The sequence below is a fragment of the Psychrobacter immobilis genome (assembly GCF_904846185.1).
Classification (GTDB): domain Bacteria; phylum Pseudomonadota; class Gammaproteobacteria; order Pseudomonadales; family Moraxellaceae; genus Psychrobacter; species Psychrobacter immobilis_B.
The window spans coordinates 56,759-71,619 of the sequence record NZ_CAJGZQ010000017.1; the positions used below are offsets into that span (position 1 = coordinate 56,759).

The window sequence follows — 14,861 nt, forward strand, 5'->3', positions numbered from 1 at the left end:
TAATGTATTTATGTTTAAGAATAATATCGTTATCGATTTTCAGATAATGAAAGTACAGTTGTAAACTCAATAGAAGCTATAGTAGCACATCTTAAATGGCATGACATTACTGACAAAGCCGCTTTTGTTACGTTAATCTATAGCATACTCATTACAATAGTAACGGCATCATGTTGATCGTCAGTGCAAAGCAGCGCTGCCTAGCCCTCAACCACGCTCAGCGTCACGCCCCATTTGGCAAACTGCTCAATCTCAGTATGCAAATCGGGCAATAAGAAAGCATAATGCTCACTGTTATCGGCAACGGTGATTTGCCAGCAATGATCATCCATGGCTTGTAACTGTAATTCTGGTAATTCATGATCGCTGCGGCTGTGATGCGCCAGTACAGCCAAACGTAGCAGCAGACAAAGATAAACGAGCTGATTACCACCGATAGTACAGGTCTGCTCTAACATATCGGCCTTGAGCTTACGACGATGATTGAGCATCAGCTGTGCCATACGCTTTTGATCGACTTGCGAGAATCCTGGAATATCAGAATACTCAAGCAAATACGCGCTGTGCTTATGATAACTACTATGACTGATGGCCAATCCTATCTCATGCAAGAAAGCCGCACGTCTGAGTAAATCACAATCATCGTTGGTAAGGGCAAGCTGACTCTTCACTTGCTCAAATAAATGACGACTGGTTTTCACCACTTGTTTGGCTTGTTTTTTGTCCCCCGAATAACGCTTAATCAGCGCCAGCACACTGCGGTCACGAACATCTTCGCTAGCAAAGCGTCCAAGCATGTCGTACATCACACCTTCACGTAGTGCACCATCTGAGTAAGTAATGGTATCGACACCCAGCACTTTCATGACTGCACGCAGTACCGCAACGCCTGCTGGGAAGACGGCTTTGCGATGTTCCTTAACGCCTTCTAAATCGATGTCATCGACGTTGCCAATTTTAAGCAACAGTTTCTCTAACTTTTTGACACCTTTATAAGTGATGCGCTCTTGCTCATCAGCCCAGCCCTTAGATACCAGCACATTACGTACCGCTTTAATCGTCCCACTCGAGCCAACCACACTACTCCAGCCCAATTTTTGATAACGACCCTGAATCGCTAACACTTCTTTGCGAGCGGCTGATATCGCATTATTAAAGGCTTCTTTCGTGATTTGACCATCGGCAAAGTACTTCTGGGTAAAGGCGACACAGCCCATCTGCAAACTCTCGGTCAACAGCGGATCGAACTCTTGACCAATGATAAACTCTGTCGAACCGCCACCAATATCGATGACCAAACGCTTGTCACTACTGGCATTGGTGTGTGAGACGCCCAAATAAATCAAGCGTGCCTCTTCTCGTCCCGCGATAATCTCAATGGGTTTCGGCAATATTTTATTGGCACGGGCAATAAAGTCATTGGCGTTTTTGGCTTGACGTAAAGCGTTGGTCGCAACCACGCGAATGCGTTCGGGTGGTACCGAATCCAAACGTGCCACAAATCGGCTCAAACAGTCAAGACCTCGCTGTGCAGCTGCCGCACTTAAGATATTATTCTCATCCAAGCCTGCGGCGAGCTGGACTTTTTCAGACATAGAAACGACTTTTCGCACCTCACCATGGTCAAGACGCGCAATGGCCAGATGAAAACTATTGGAACCGATATCAATGGCTGCCATCATTTCATCATCAGCAAGCGGCGGATTTGTAAGGTAGTCAATAGGCATAAGAGGAATCGTTACCGTGTTGGATAAAAGGGAGAGGATATGCGCTAAAAATCAGATGATTGGGTCATATAAACATCGTAGCTGCACCAAATAGAGCCATTTACGCAAAGCGGCTCACGTATTTGACGTAATTTTCGCCATTAAAGCATTTATGCCAAACACTGGCAAGTGACCCAAATGCTAATTAAGCAGCAAGCGCATCATCAACAAAATAACAAATGCGCCATAAACATCCATTGCTTGTGTTAAGGATAGCGTTTTGCTACATTAAAAACGACCAATATTATAATAAATAACAGTTACTTAATGAGCGCCTAGCCGTTTTAGTAAAACAAAAAGCCCCCTAATGACTCGCCCTAATATCTATACTCAATAAACGATTAGCAAGGAAGCTAAACAAATGAATCAAACGACCACACAAAACACTACCAAAAACGCCGATGCTCAAGCGGTCAGCAATGCTAAAAAAAATATGATGACAACCGTCAGTCCAACAAAGCAGAAATTTTATGACTTCTACTTAGCTGAACATCAAAACATGGCTTGCCGCCGCTTACATTTCGCCGGTAGTAGCTTTGGCTTATTGGGACTCGCAAAGTCGGTCAAAACCGCTTCACCAAAACCATTACTCAAAGGCATCGCTGCTGGATATGCTTGCGCTTGGGTCGGTCATTTTTTCTTTGAAAAAAACAAACCGGCCTCGTTCAAATTTCCTTTGAAAAGCTTTGCTAGCGACTTTCGTATGTACAGTGATGTCCTACGCGGTAGACTCAGCTTAAAAGACCGTCAATTTGATAAAATTGGACGATAATAACTCGCCACTACCTCAACTAACGTAAAGACTTACGTAATATTTTTCCTACCGCAGTTTTGGGCAATTCATCGATAAACTCGTATGACTGCGGGCGTTTATAACCTGTTAAACGTTCGCTTGCGAAGCTTTGTAGCTCTTCTACCGTTAGGCTCGAATCTTTTTTGACCACAAACGCTTTGGGTACCTCGCCGCTGTGCTCATCTGCAATACCAACCACCGCGACTTCAAGTACTTTCGGATGCTCTGTCAATGCCGCTTCCACTTCGTTTGGATAGACGTTAAATCCTGAAACCAGTATCATGTCTTTTTTGCGATCCACCAGCGTCAAAAATCCATGTTCATCTAGCACACCAATATCACCCGATTTAAAGTAGCCATCCTTTGTAAAAGTATCTGCATTGTCTCGTTGCCAATAACCACGCATAACCTGCGGGCCTTTAATACAAACCTCGCCCCGTGTACCTATTGCACAAGTTGCACCCTGTTCATCAATGATTTTAATATCCATCATCGCAAGTGGCAGACCAACGCTACCGTTGAAACGATCTATACCAGGTGGGTTAAAAGAGATAACTGGTGCAGTTTCGGACATGCCATAACCTTCATTGATAATCATACCAGTGACTTGTTGCCACTGATCAGATACGGCTTTGATAATTGCGGTACCGCCACCTATAGATAGTGCCAAGCGACTAAAATCAAGGTTGGCAAACTTTGGATGATGCAGCATACCAATAAATAAGGTATTAACCGAAGGAGTGACATGCGGACGGTGCTGCTCGATGGTATTGACTAGTCCATCGATATCACGCGGATTGGTGACCAGTATGTCTTCCCAGCCGCCATAAATGCCTAGTAAGCCGCAAACGGTAAATGAGAAGATATGATAGAGCGGCAACGGATTGAGTATTTTAATCTGCTCGCTACGACCCGCTTCAATCGCATGACCAAACATCGCATAACACTGACAGACATTGGCCATGACATTGTAATGCGTGAGCATCGCGCCTTTTGGCTTGCCGGTCGTGCCACCCGTATATTGCAATAAAGCTAAATCTTCACGCTCAATAGTAACAGGCTGATATTGCTCAGCGTGGTATGCACTCATAATATGGGCAAAGCTTATATTCTGCTCTGAGATATAGTTTACAGCATTATCGGCTGTGGTTTGGTTGGTTTGATTGAATTGACGAGTAGTATCGGCTGACGGTTCAAGTTGGGTAAGCAAAGCAATATCGTTATCAGCAGGTGCAGCATTCGGATTGACGGAACAATGTACAACCAATGACAGTTGCGCTTTGACTGCATCATCTAACTGATCGTAAGCAGAGGTCATACCATCGAGGACAATCAGCACGCTAGCTTGAGCATCCGTCAGCTGATGCGCCAATTCATAATGGGTATACATCGGATTGACATTCACCAATACCGCGCCTGCTCGCAGACAACCAAGTAACACCACGGCATACTGCAATATATTGGGTAATTGCACAGCGACACGGTCGCCTTTATTGATTCCTTGTGCTTGCAAAAAAGCAGCAAAACGGCGGCTGGCAATATCCAATTGTGCAAAGGTAAGGGTAGCGGGGCCCATACTAAAAGCCACAGAATCCCTATGCTGATCTATCTTGGGTTGCAACAAATCTAGCAGGTTGTGCTTGTCCTCTAATACATCTAAATTATTTCTTATTCCATATTTCTCATATGAAGCTTGCCATAACGGTGGCGTATTACTGCTAAGCGCATTATTATCAAAGCTATTATTCATCGGTTAGCGTCCTTGCTTGATTGTCATCGTTAATCTCAGAATAGCACAATCTAATAACACTTTTTTAAGCTACTGAGTCACTTTATTGGGTTTGTCACTAGCAGTATTTTTTAGTCTATATGTATCACTTTTGATTATTAGTATATAGGGCAAAAACTTGGATCGATTTGCTTAGAAATGTAGGTGCAACAACGTATACACGCTCACCAAACCACTCATAAATTCGAGATATAGCCATGTTATGCTAAATGTCATTTCATACCAGTAACGGGATTATATGTTTATCATGAGCCATATTAAAAATGTCGGCTGTCTTGCTTTATTGTCAACAGGGCTATTTTTCAGTGCTCAAGCATCCGCAGCAGACACCTGCGACAGTGCCTATACTCAAACCGATATGAATAAGTGTACTGCAACTGAATTGGCAGTAGAAGACCAGAAACTGAACCAGTCTTACCGTGATTTTCTGCGCTTACTTAATAGCTCTGAGAAAAAGCAATTAAAAAACGGTGCAGTTGGCATGGATTGATTTTAGAGACAAAGCTTGCCAGTTTTCTGCCAGTTCAGTTCGTGGTGGCAGTGCTTATCCAATGATACTCAATGGTTGTTTGACCACTTATACACAACAACGACGTGTGCAATTAGACGCCGACATTGAAAACATCAGAAATAAATAGATAACTATAAAAAGTAGATAACTATAAAAAGTAGATGACAATAAAAAGTAGATGACAATAAAAAAACCAGCACCTTTTAAGGTACTGGTTTTTTGTTACTTTTATTGCTTTTGTTAATGTCACTTATGACTTTGGAATAATCAGAATAGATTAAGCACTGGCCATCTCTGCAAAAATCTCGTCAGCAGCTTTAATCGACGCATCAATATCTTCATCGCTGTGTTTGATTGACATAAAGCCAGCTTCATAAGCAGAGGGTGCCAAATAAATTCCGCGATCTAGCATGCCATGGAAGAACGTGTTAAACACTGTCATATCGCATTCTGTCACATCATCAAAATTCTTTGGCGTGTCAGTTTCATTGTCTTTAACAAAGAACATGCCAAACATACCGCCCAATTTATTGGTACGCATGTTGATGCCATGTTTGTCAGCCGCCGCTTGAAAACCGTCTACTAGACGATCAACTTTCGCTGCTAACTCATCGTAAAAGCCATCTACGGTTAAGTCTTCAAACATCGCGATACCCGCACGCATTGCCAGTGGGTTACCTGACAATGTGCCGGCTTGGTAGACGCCGCCGAGTGGCGCAATGCAAGACATCACTTCTTTTTTACCGCCGAAAGCACCAACTGGCAAACCTGCACCGATGATTTTACCAAAGCACGTCAAATCAGGATCAATACCGAAATGCGCTTGGGCACCGCCAAGTCCAACACGGAAGCCCGTCATCACTTCATCAAAGATCAGCACTGAACCGTTGGCAGTACACTCGGCACGCAAGGTATCATGGAATTCTTGGGTTGGAATGACCATGTTCATGTTGCCAGCGATCGGTTCTAAGATAACGCAGGCGACTTCTTCGCCCCATTTCTTAAAACAATCTTTAATCGCTTGCGGATCATTATAAGGAATGGTAATCGTATGCTTGGCAAAATCCGCTGGCACGCCTTTTGAGGTTGGCTCACCAATATCAAGCATGCCCGAACCTGCTTTTACCAATAAGCTGTCTGAATGCCCATGATAGCAGCCTTCAAACTTAACGATTTTGTCACGTTGGGTATAGCCACGAGCCAAACGAATCGCACTCATAGTCGCTTCTGTACCGGAGCTGGTCATACGAATCATCTCAACGCTTGGGACAATTTCGCAAATTTTATCAGCGACCGTCGTTTCAAACGGCGTTGGTGTACCAAAACTTAAACCATCATCAGCTGCTTTTTTGACCGCATCAATCACTTTAGGGTGCGCATGACCCAAAATCATTGGACCCCAAGAGCCGACATAATCGATATAAGCATTGTCTTCGGTGTCATAAATTTTGCTGCCGTTAGCACGGTGCATAAAAATAGGCGTGCCACCGACACCAGCAAAGGCACGGACGGGCGAGTTTACACCGCCAGGAATATGTTTGCGGGCTTGCGCAAATAGCTGTTCGTTTTTAGTGCTCATCATTATTCTCTACTTATTATTTCTTTAATATTGATTCTGTCTTATTCTATTAAAAATAACCTTGCGGCTTGTTGTTAATGCTTAGCAGATTTTTAAAGCACATTTAATAATTTATGCTTTTTTAACAACAGATGATTTAAGCTTCATTGGGCCAAAACCATCAAGTTTACAGTCAATATCATGACCATCAGAGGCATCGGGCAGCAGGCGAATACCTTTTGCTTTGGTACCGACTTTAATAACGGTCGATGAACCTTTGACTTTTAAGTCTTTAATCACGGTGACAGTATCGCCATCTTGCAGCTCATTACCGACCGCATCACGAATGACCGCGTCTTGCTCTTCAGCTTGTGCCGCATCGGTTTCAGCCGCAGTCCATTCATGAGCACACATGGGACATACCAGTAACGCACCATCTTCGTACGTATATTCAGCATCGCATTTTGGGCAATTGGGTAAGCTCATAATTTCCTCGTCAGCCGTGATAAATTGGGTGTATTCTAGAGCTAACATTGTACCGTAACTCGCCAGCTTTAACCAATCGCTTCGCTCGTAAATGCGGTGCTGTGACTAATTGATAGATTCGCTCATGTCTTACAGCGGACGTTTTTTATCACACAGTGTTTTGTGGTACTCTGCTTTAACTAAATTTGGTTTGATGACCATGTATCTTTAGATGGTAAAACCTCAATATTTACTTTATCAATTACTTTAACAACTCAGTATTCACCACAATATCTGAGGCTATGGCTACTGATAACGATAGCGACTTATGAATAGGATAATAATAATGACTCAATCAAACGTATCGACCCTCTCATCAACACTGCCACAATTTGTTCAACTAACGATTCAAGGCGAAGATGCAGAAAAATTCTTGCAGGGTCAGCTAACCTCTGATGTCACCAAGCTCGGACTCAGTTATCAAGCAACGGCGCTTAGCAATTTAAAAGGTCGCATTGATTTTGGTTTGTGGATAAAAAAACAAGCCGAAAAGCATTATGATGTGGTTATCAGTGCCGATTGCGCTGAGGCTTTTCAAGCCCATTTAAAAAAGTTCGGTGCCTTTTCAAAGTTTGATACCAGTACGCCCGCGCCCATTTATCCTTGCGTGCTTGATGACGTGCCAACTTTTAGTCATCAGGAAGACCACAATACGCCAACCGATACCCAAGCGTGGATGCAAGCGAGTCTTGCCATTGGCAACTATTGGATAGTTGCTGCTACACAGGGTCTGTTTCAGCCACAAGAGCTGCGTCTGCATCAGCGCGGCGGTATGGACTATGATAAAGGCTGCTATCTTGGTCAAGAAGTGATTGCCCGTATTTATTTTAAAGCAGCGCCAAAAGCTTTTTTACATTATGTTAGCGGCGCAGGTGACGTGCCAGCAGCCGGTGACAAGCTAGAAAAAATTCATGTGGTTAATGCGATTGCCGATGACACTATTAATGGTAATGGTTTTAAAGCATTGGTCGTTGCCCGTCCAGAGCATTTAGCCGATAGTGAGCTTACGATATTAGACTTACCGCCAGCGCTGCAAGCCGATGTTGCGCGCCAAAAATAGTGCGACATAATCGATAATATGAAGCAGTAAGCATCTTTTAAAGCACTTTTACTAAAAAAGCAGCAGAGTAATCTATGACCCATATTGCGGTACTCGGAGCGGGCGTGGTGGGCGTGACCACCGCATGGTACCTTCGCCAAGCAGGCTACGATGTGACCGTCATTGAGCGTGAGCCAGCGGCCGGTATGCAGACCTCATTTGCCAATGGTGGGCAAATATCTGTCTCGCACGCAACCCCTTGGGCCAATCCAGCGGCTCCAATGAAAGCGCTTAAATGGCTGTTTCGCGAGGATGCACCGCTGTTGTATCGCTTGCGTGCTGATAAGGCGCAGCTTAAGTGGGCGATGCAGTTTTTGCAAGAATGCCGTGCAGATAAAGCCGATGCCAATCTGGTACAAATGGTACGTTTAGGCTTGTATTCACGAGATACACTACAACAGCTGCGTGCTGATATTGGTATTGATTACGAGCAGCAAACGCGCGGTATTATGCATTTTTATACCAATCAAGCGGAATTTGATGCCGCCATTGCGCCAACGGAGCGCATGCAAGCGTTAGGCTGTGAGCGTCATGTCATCGATATCAATAATGCCGTTAACCTAGAGCCTGCGCTTTACCCTATTGCTCATAAGCTAAAAGGTGCTACTTATACCAGCCGTGATGAATCGGGTAATGCCCATTTATTTACCCAGCGCTTAGCTGAGCGCTGCATAAATTCTGGCGTTAAGTTTTTATATGATACCGAGATTGTGGCTTTAAACACTGACGCCCATTCTGCTCGCCCGCATGTACATAGTATTACCATTCAACCTAAGGGAGAAAACGCGCAAACCTTTAGTGCAGACAGTCATGTACTAGCACTTGGCAGCTATAGCGTATCACTCATGAAACCGCTTAATGTTCATTTGCCAATTTTCCCTGCCAAAGGTTACTCGGCTACTTATCAAATCAATCCGCGTGCGCCGCATTTAGCACCTTTCGTTAGTCTCATTGATGATGAGTTTAAGCTGGTGACATCACGCCTTGGTGACAAGTTACGCGTCGCTGGAACGGCAGAATTCAATGGCTACAATTTGGATTTAAATAGCACGCGCTGTGCTGCCATTACCCGCCGTGTGCAGCAGTTATTCCCCAAAGGTATCATTGCCAATTCTGTGCAATATTGGACAGGGCTACGTCCGATGACCCCTTCTAATGTGCCGTTAATTGGGCGCGCGCATAGGGGTCAAGTCCGTCATGGCAGTCATAATGTGGATGCTAGTTTTGATAATTTATGGCTCAATACAGGTCATGGTACGCTTGGCTGGACCCATGCTTGTGGTTCGGCAAAGGCTATCAGCTTATTGATACAAGGTGAGACACCGCCAGTCGATTTTGATTTTGTTGGCTTAGGAACGTAGAAATAAGAAACGTAAGAATAAGAAACGTAAAAAAGGCGCTACCACTATAAGTCAGCGCCTTTTTTCTTTATATGGAAGACTTTTATTCTAGAACTATTTTATGCAGCGCTTCCTGATTTAATACTGGCATTAACGTCAGAATCAACGCTTGAATCGGTAATCTCCAAATTAGCCACTTCTAGCGGAATTGCTTCCAATTGCACAGGTACGCCATTGACCGCTGCATTACCACTTAACTGATCGATTAAAGTATCGTCCGTCAAATCATTGACACTGACGCCGGCATGCGCTTGCGCAATTTTTTGCTTCACGCCTTTACGCCCATGACCCCAGCCATGCGGGATACTCACCACTTTTGGCATCAGCTCATCGGTTACTTCTGCGGTAATAATCACGCTACCAACGCGCGAGCTAACTTTTACGTTTTGACCGTCCTCAATACCGTATTCTTTGGCCGTTTCAGGATGCAACATAAGCGTGCAGCGCGGCTTACCTTTTACCAAGCGATAGCTATTGTGCAGCCACGAATTATTACTACGGACATGGCGACGACCGATGAGTAAAATTTGCTTATCGTCATAACCCTGCATCATCTCCCGTACCCGCGCCAAATCTGCTTGATAAAAATCAATATTAAGATGAATCTGCTTGTCTTTATGCTTTAATGCTTGCGGTAGCATCCTTTTGAGGTGCCCTAAATCAAGGCCATGCGGATTTCTCTTAAGTTTATTCAATGTCATGCCAGCATAAGGTCCACGTCTTAACCCTTGATCAAGCATAAATTTTGGTCCTAAAATATTGACCAATCGGCGCTCAATTTTGGTTGCAAGCGCTGCTTTTTTATCTAGACGTTTTGCCAGCTCTAGATAAATTTGCCAATCATGTTTGGCACTTTTTTTCTTAGCAAATAATGCTTTTGAATATTTAGCCACGTTATGGACGGCAAAATTATTAAAGGTAACATCATAATGGTCACGCTCTAGTGGCGATACGGGTGGCAAAATAATATGGGCATGACGACTGGTTTCAGTAACGTAATAATCAATCGCAACCATAAAGTCTAAGCTAGCAAAAGCTTCATCTAACTTTTCACCATTGGGTGTGCTGACTACAGGGTTTCCAGCGACAGTCATAAAGCCCTTTAATTGCCCCGCGCCTTCTACCAACATCTCATCCGCCATCGCCACGACGGGATAATCACCATTAAAATCAGGCAAGTTACTCACGCGACTATGGCGTTTACCTAAATAACCTGGGCCTGAGTTATTGACCACATCGACCGCAGGATTGGGGAACATCAGACCACCCACTTCATCCAAGCGACCCGTGACAATATTAATCAGCATAATAAGATACTGACTCAGTAAGCCAAACTCTTGCACCGATACGCCCATGCGCCCGTAACAGACCGAGCTTTCGGCTTCACAAAACTCTTTGACCAGTCGTTTAATCTCGCTTGCCGCAATGCCAGTAATATCAGCAACCGATTCGGCGCTGTAGTCTTTGGCGAAGTCTGCAATGCGCGCAATCTCTGGCGCGAGCGCCGCCGCTCTATTATTTTTAGCGCGTGCCTTGTCTGCATAACCTTGGAGATAGATTTCATTGAGCATGGCAAGCAAGAGTAAGACATCCGTCGCTGGGCGAATAAAATGATGCTCGCTGGCAATATCTGCCGTTTCGGTGCGCCTGGGGTCGATGACTACTACCTTGCCATCGCGGGCTTTGATGTCTTTTAGCTTTTGGCGCATATTTGGCGCGGTCATAATACTGCCGTTAGACGCCAGCGGATTACCGCCAATGATAAGCATATATTGGGTACGATTGACGTCAGGCACGGGGATACGCAGCATATGCCCAAACAGATGCATACTGACAATATGGTGCGGCAATTGGTCGATGGAAGTCGCAGAAAAACGACTGCGCGTCTTTATACTGCTTAATAAATGCTTAATCGTTAACATACCGCCCAGATTATGGACGTTGGGATTACCTAGATAAATACCAAAGGCGTTTTGACCGTGTTTTTTCTGTACCGACTGAATACCCGCGGCCACTTTATCGAGAGCTTCAGGCCAGCTAATCTCTTTCCAACCGTTAGCCGTTCTCTCAACGGGATGACGCAGGCGATCACTGTCTTCATGCAAATCTTGTAAAGCAGTTGCTTTTGGACAAATATAACCCTTGGAGAATGGGTCGTTTTTATCGCCTTTAATCGATAGTACTTTTTCACCATCGTGCTGGATGACGATACCGCACATCGCTTCGCATAAATTGCAGGTTCTAAAATGTGTTTGCTCATTCGTCTTGCTTTGTTCACTAGCCATGGTCGCGCTCCCTGTTATTTTTTACTATAGTCATTCCACTACAAAGGTATTACTGCGTTAACCTCGCTTGAAGTATTAAACATACATCTACACTCGGTTGCCTTGTACTACTTTTAAATTGAATCGACTATAGCGCTTTCACTATATAAATTCCGTTTTATGAGGTTAATACATTTGCTCATCTTAACAATCTTAAAAACACTGAGAATTAGTCAAAGTGCAACATTAATAAGCTAAATAACTAGCCATATACTCTGTGTCTATCTTTGGCGAAAAAACTGTTAAAAAGTCCATCAAAGTTTTTGCACAACATCTCAATGGCTTGCTGCCGTGAATAACGCTGTTGATGACAGCCCAATATCAATTCATGTACTTGGGCGGCAGCGATATCGACACAGAGATGAACGTCAGATTCGTCAAAAGAGCACTCGGCTGACTGCAATCCCTCTATAAATATCTTAGTCCACTCGTCTCTTATCTCTATGATTAGACTTCCCAACCCGTTACGTTCTATGTTTGAATCAAAGCGCAGACTGTCTTCGAGCAAACGTTGAAATAAAGTGATGTTTTGAAAGGCGGCATCAAAAATCAATGTTAGGCATTCCTGACAACGCTCATTGAAATCCTCTTTAGACAGCGTTGGATAGTCTTTAAGCATATCTACCCACGCCATGCGCATCGGAGATAAATAATTGCCTTTAAGTTGCTCGCTTAACACCTGCTGCAACGCATCTAAACTATCAAAATGATTATAAAAACTTGGCTGAGCAATACCTGCGCCTTTCGCGATTTTATTCATACTCATACCACAAGCGCCCTCTACGCTATACAGCTGCAAGGCACTTTTTAGTAACGTATGACGCGTTTTCGCCTTTGCCAGCTCTCGTTTTGTTTCCGGTTTTGTAGCACTTACACTATCAAGTACATTCACTATCAACCTGCCCCAACTTAATCTATAAAACAATTGTTATTTCAACTATAAGGCTATAGCCATTTAAACAAGAAGTCTATCACTAAATATTTAACCTTACTTATTCTTGATGATTCGTTTTAACCCATCCTAAAACAATCATAAAAAAATAGCCGCCACATTTATGATGACAGCTATTTTTTTTATTCCTATATTTACAGCGTGTTACGACGTCATTTTTTATAAAGCATCGCCAGACTTGTTGATCCTCTTTACGTATGTCACTGATAAAACACTTCATTCATTACACAAATGGACGATGCATAACATAGCTGTGCAGATCTCAATAATGGAGCAACACTCTCAACATTGCATATACAGACATGACGATGGTGAGCACTTATATTAGATATCACCAGTTAGCTGATTCATAAGTACTGATAGCAGCTGAGTAAAATGTCGATTAAAGACAGATGGAATAATTGTCTCAATAACCAATTTTATAATAAAAGAAGGAACATAAAAATGAACGAACATACTCTAAAAGGTGAATGGAACCAAATAAAAGGCTCAGTAAAGCAAAAATGGGCTGATCTTACTGATGATGATTTATTACACGTTGAAGGTAGCCGTGATAAATTGGTCGGAAAAGTTCAAGAACGTTATGGTCACAGCAAAGATGATGCTGAACGTGAAGTAGACGCATGGCGTACTGAACATAAATACTAGTAGATAGTGATGCTTGTAAGAAGTATTAAGATAAAAATCTTATAAGCAGATTATTGAAACGAAAATCGCATTAGTTTCTAATGCGGTTTTTTTATGCTGGACTTATCACCAACTTGATTTATATCAAATAATTATAAAAGATAAAACTCAAAGTCCAGACACGATAAAACCGCATAGCAATTAACTGTTATGCGGTTTTATTGTTAACCATCCATGTTACCTATCACCACTGTTTCCCATGCATCCTTGCATAATATTCAGCATATTGTGATACTGGGCATCCTGCCCTTTTTACTACAACTACCAGCATTAACTACTGATAGCAGCAAAGGGTATGTGTCTTTACTCCACTTATCATTATCATCCTGATGCTAATAAGTGAATCATTATCCTTAATGCGGTCAACTCAATCCTTGAGTCACATTCCCTAATGCCGTGTGACTATAATGCCTAATTCCTAACCTGATGTTAAGTCGCGTAAGCGTCATTACGTGTAAGCATATGCTTACATGATTCATATTCGTTACCCTGATTACAACTTATTAACGCAAAAGACACTAATCATCAAGCTTTGTCCATTATGATAGATAATGTAAGAAAATATTTCAAAGCGCATAATGGTAATGACGATGGTGATAATTAGTTTGCCAGTAAGTTATGAATACGATTATATGAACAATCTATAGAGTGCGTACGTGCTCGGCTATCACCAGCAATGATGCGACGGGTAATTTAAAAATATTATAGGATATTGGATCATGAAAATTCTAAAGCCTTTCTCATTTAAGACCATTATATCTACTGGTCTTACGGTTGCATTATTGGGCACTACAGTTGGGTGTGCCGTCGTCGGTCCAGGGTATGATAATTACCCAGTATATGGTGGTAATGATGATTATGGTAACGCTGACTACAACCGTATTAGTCAAAAGCTACGCGCTGATCTGCGCCGTAAAGGCTATCAGGTTATGGATATCAAATCCAATAACTACCGTGGCAATCGCATAATGACCGCTTATGCCAAAAAGAACAACCAAGCATACGAGCTAAAATACACGTATCCTGATCTAAAACTTATTAGCTCAAATAAAAAAGCTTGGTCTAATGTTTGGCAAGACGATAGATATGACAAAGACCATTACAACAAAGACAAATATAAAAATAATGGCAAGCATAAGAATAATAAGCACTATAAAAATGATGATATCGAAGATAGCATTAAAAGAGACTCGCGTTATCCAGCAATTAAGCAACGTGCAATCAATAAAATACAAGGCATGGGCTATCGGGTCAACGACATTGAGCTGGAAGAAAAGAACGGACGCGGCGTGTTCGAGATTGAAGCCAAGCGCGGCTCGCAAGAATATGAAATACGACTTGGTTACCCAAACTTAAATGTGATTAAGATTGAAAAAGACTAGAGCATATCCTCCATTCAATTGATAGTTATAGTCAATGCTATATAAATCAGATACGGTGTCAGGCTCGCTTAGTCT

13 protein-coding genes are annotated in these 14,861 nt (G+C 42.8%); 7 read left to right on the top strand and 6 right to left on the bottom strand.

Going from position 1 to position 14,861, the window contains the following annotated elements:
• Positions 1-200: 200 nt before the first annotated feature.
• Positions 201-1,727 (bottom strand): exopolyphosphatase, encoded by a 1,527-nt coding sequence (gene ppx / locus JMW94_RS10235; RefSeq protein WP_087814735.1) that lies wholly within the window; start codon positions 1,725-1,727, stop codon positions 201-203.
• 472 nt (positions 1,728-2,199) lie between these two features.
• Between ppx and JMW94_RS10240 the strand changes: the two genes are divergently transcribed.
• Complete coding sequence (locus JMW94_RS10240; protein WP_227685482.1) at positions 2,200-2,538, top strand: DUF962 domain-containing protein; 339 nt, start codon at positions 2,200-2,202, stop codon at positions 2,536-2,538.
• A 19-nt stretch (positions 2,539-2,557) separates the two neighbouring features.
• On the opposite strand, the gene JMW94_RS10245 is transcribed toward JMW94_RS10240, so the two are convergent.
• The gene (locus JMW94_RS10245; protein WP_201604333.1) at positions 2,558-4,309 is read right to left on the bottom strand and encodes an AMP-binding protein; all 1,752 of its coding nucleotides are present in this window, start codon (positions 4,307-4,309) and stop codon (positions 2,558-2,560) included.
• Between the two features lie 286 nt (positions 4,310-4,595).
• Here JMW94_RS10245 and JMW94_RS10250 point away from each other — a divergent pair, with 286 nt between their 5' ends.
• Positions 4,596-4,838 (top strand): lysozyme inhibitor LprI family protein, encoded by a 243-nt coding sequence (locus JMW94_RS10250; protein ID WP_201604334.1) that lies wholly within the window; start codon positions 4,596-4,598, stop codon positions 4,836-4,838.
• Complete coding sequence (locus JMW94_RS15130; protein WP_227685479.1) at positions 4,819-4,986, top strand: lysozyme inhibitor LprI family protein; 168 nt, start codon at positions 4,819-4,821, stop codon at positions 4,984-4,986. The genes JMW94_RS10250 and JMW94_RS15130 overlap by 20 nt, the downstream gene beginning before the upstream one ends.
• Positions 4,987-5,136: 150 nt before the next feature.
• Here the strand turns inward: JMW94_RS15130 and hemL are convergent, their stop codons facing one another.
• Both hemL and JMW94_RS10265 read right to left on the bottom strand, forming a co-directional pair.
• Complete coding sequence (gene hemL / locus JMW94_RS10260; RefSeq protein WP_201604347.1) at positions 5,137-6,438, bottom strand: glutamate-1-semialdehyde 2,1-aminomutase; 1,302 nt, start codon at positions 6,436-6,438, stop codon at positions 5,137-5,139.
• Positions 6,439-6,549: 111 nt separating this feature from the next.
• Positions 6,550-6,903 (bottom strand): zinc ribbon domain-containing protein YjdM, encoded by a 354-nt coding sequence (locus tag JMW94_RS10265; RefSeq protein ID WP_226914243.1) that lies wholly within the window; start codon positions 6,901-6,903, stop codon positions 6,550-6,552.
• A 325-nt stretch (positions 6,904-7,228) separates the two neighbouring features.
• Here JMW94_RS10265 and JMW94_RS10270 point away from each other — a divergent pair, with 325 nt between their 5' ends.
• Positions 7,229-8,002 (top strand): YgfZ/GcvT domain-containing protein, encoded by a 774-nt coding sequence (locus JMW94_RS10270; protein ID WP_201604336.1) that lies wholly within the window; start codon positions 7,229-7,231, stop codon positions 8,000-8,002.
• A 74-nt stretch (positions 8,003-8,076) separates the two neighbouring features.
• Complete coding sequence (locus JMW94_RS10275) at positions 8,077-9,402, top strand: D-amino acid dehydrogenase (protein ID WP_201604337.1); 1,326 nt, start codon at positions 8,077-8,079, stop codon at positions 9,400-9,402.
• A gap of 98 nt (positions 9,403-9,500) precedes the next feature.
• On the opposite strand, the gene JMW94_RS10280 is transcribed toward JMW94_RS10275, so the two are convergent.
• A complete protein-coding gene (locus JMW94_RS10280) occupies positions 9,501-11,726 on the bottom strand; it encodes a molybdopterin oxidoreductase family protein (RefSeq protein ID WP_201604338.1) in 2,226 nt (741 codons plus the stop codon).
• Positions 11,727-11,967: 241 nt separating this feature from the next.
• A complete protein-coding gene (locus JMW94_RS10285) occupies positions 11,968-12,657 on the bottom strand; it encodes a TetR/AcrR family transcriptional regulator (protein ID WP_201604339.1) in 690 nt (229 codons plus the stop codon).
• A 504-nt stretch (positions 12,658-13,161) separates the two neighbouring features.
• Between JMW94_RS10285 and JMW94_RS10290 the strand changes: the two genes are divergently transcribed.
• Both JMW94_RS10290 and JMW94_RS10295 read left to right on the top strand, forming a co-directional pair.
• Complete coding sequence (locus JMW94_RS10290; protein ID WP_045443240.1) at positions 13,162-13,365, top strand: CsbD family protein; 204 nt, start codon at positions 13,162-13,164, stop codon at positions 13,363-13,365.
• 758 nt (positions 13,366-14,123) lie between these two features.
• On the top strand, positions 14,124-14,786 hold the full coding sequence (locus JMW94_RS10295) for a PepSY domain-containing protein (RefSeq protein ID WP_201604340.1): 663 nt from the start codon (positions 14,124-14,126) through the stop codon (positions 14,784-14,786).
• The last annotated feature ends 75 nt before the right edge of the window (positions 14,787-14,861 follow it).